Origin of the sequence: Candidatus Magnetobacterium casense (assembly GCF_019173545.1) — a bacterium.
Taxonomy (GTDB): domain Bacteria; phylum Nitrospirota; class Thermodesulfovibrionia; order Thermodesulfovibrionales; family Magnetobacteriaceae; genus Magnetobacterium; species Magnetobacterium cryptolimnobacter.
Genome location: NZ_JABXWD010000517.1, coordinates 1 through 2106, shown reverse-complemented (window position 1 = coordinate 2106; position 2106 = coordinate 1). Strand labels below are relative to the sequence as shown.

The window sequence follows — 2106 nt, the reverse complement described above, 5'->3', positions numbered from 1 at the left end:
AGCTTAACACCTACAGTGGTTAGAGGAGGGATTCTCCACAAAGAATGGCTTTATTGGCAGGATTGCATTCTTAGCTTAACACCTATGGGGCGGAGCCGCCCCTTTCTTTCTTGTATTGCACACAATCGAAACGCGCTATATTATACGGTTTGACCCCATAAAGTTCACTCTTAACATTCAGTAAAGACAAAAGAGGCTACTGATAATGGTACACGTTAGTCTGACAGTACTGCTTCGGCCTCTTTGCGTACCTTTGCACTGCCGTCAAGCAGGGCTTTTTTTGCAAGCCTCTTTGCCTCCGTACCCTTAAATAGGGCAAGGGCTTCCACGGCATTTTTCCTCACATCTTCGTTTTCGTTACCCATCAATCGTTCGATAGTCTTAAGGGCCGTATCCACTTCAAGCTGCTTGCTTGCTATTATCTTGCTTATGTAAGGCGCTATTGGCCCGGCATCTATGCCCTCCCTTGAGGTATGGTTGAGGATGGCATCTACGGCCTCTGCACTGCCCATGTTGACAACGGCCTCCACGATGAGTCGCAGCCTGACGTCTTTGGCTACGGCGTTGTCACTAAGCTCCCACGCCCTGGGCGGCTCGGCAAGAACGGCAAGAAGTGACGGCAGGATATCCTTGCCAGTATAGGAGAACAGATAGCTCAGGGCAGTGAGTGTCGCAACATCGTTGCCCTCTGAAAACTGTGAAAGTAGCTTATCCTGGATATCCTTGTCTGCACTTAAGACAATCAGACAACTTGTGTTTTCCTGCGTCTTGGGGTTTGCTGACATTATTGCCGTCAGACGGCTCTTTACCATATAGACATAGCTGTCCATATATTCATCGAGCCTTTTAGTGTCGCAATTGCCTGGGGACTTGGGTTTGACGTAATCAAGGGCCTCGCGTGCCCGGTCGGCGTTGGTAATGTTGAGGTCAAACTTGTTCAACGCCTGTGTGTCATATCTATCCCTGCGTAAGTTATAGATATAGGCCAAAAGTCCAAAGACAACAACGATTACCACCAGTGCAATTGTCAGCTTCGACAGCTTTTTCTTATCAGCCCTGGCATGTGCTTCCGTGCTGATTTGTTGCAGACTCTTTGGTTCATCCATTTCAAGGGTGTGGAACTTGGGCACCGATTCCGTCCACCTGTCCTGATACTCCAACAGATCTCTGGCTGACATCTCCGCAAAGGCAGCCTCAAATCCGGCAGCCTTAAATCTTGACTTGAGTATCTCTAAGTCTTTTTCAGTCCATGACGGCTTGTTTTTCTCAATCTGTCCACGCCTGTACTGGTAGGACAAAAACTCGGAGAGCATGTGCTTTGCCTGAGCCTTCCAGGTTGTCTCTACCTGAGGGTCAAGCGTCCAGTTGAGGAACCACTTTATCACCGCCGAATCCATGCCGGCAGAGTACATAAACCAGCCATCAGTGCCAAAGGCGACGGCGCTTATGGTATTGTTATGTCCGGTCATATTTTGCAAGTTCTTCTGCGTGTGGATACTCCACAGGGAGACGGTAGTGTCCTTGCTGCCGGAGGCAAAGTATTGGCCGTCGGGGCTAAAGGCCACGCACGTTACACCCTCCAGGTGTGCTTCCTCATAGCGACTCTGTATAGTCCTTGTCTTGTAGTCCCAGAGGCCAACGGAGCCATCCTCGCAGGCCGTAAGAAACAGATTGCCATCAGGGCTTATGGCGATGGCATTTATGACGCCCTTATGTTCAACCCTGTTGCGTTCCTTACCCGTTACGGAATCGAAAAAGACCATGGAGCCATCCCCCAGGGCTGCTATGACGGTTTTTTCATTGTAACTTACTGCAATTGCCGTGATCTCCTGATAGACGGGATCAAAGTGACCCATGTAGTCACCCTTGTCATTGTATATTCGCCATAGCCTGATGATGCCGTCCCTGCCGGCCGAAAACAGGTGTTGCCCGCTGCGTGTCAGCGCCATGGAGCTAAGACCTTCGTAGCGACGGTTAAACTCCAGGGGGTAAGCTAAGTCATCGTTGCATCTGACGATCCTGCCGTCATCATGGCCCAGAAAGACATGCTTGTTGCAATAGCTCAACTGGAGGGCGGTGATGGCGACTGCCACATTTTTATCCGTA

General features: G+C 50.0%; 1 protein-coding gene. It reads right to left on the bottom strand.

Features of this window, described 5'->3' with window-relative positions:
- Positions 1 to 215: 215 nt before the first annotated feature.
- On the bottom strand, positions 216 to 2106 hold a 1891-nt coding region (locus HWQ67_RS17065), incomplete at its 5' end, for a HEAT repeat domain-containing protein (protein WP_218253893.1).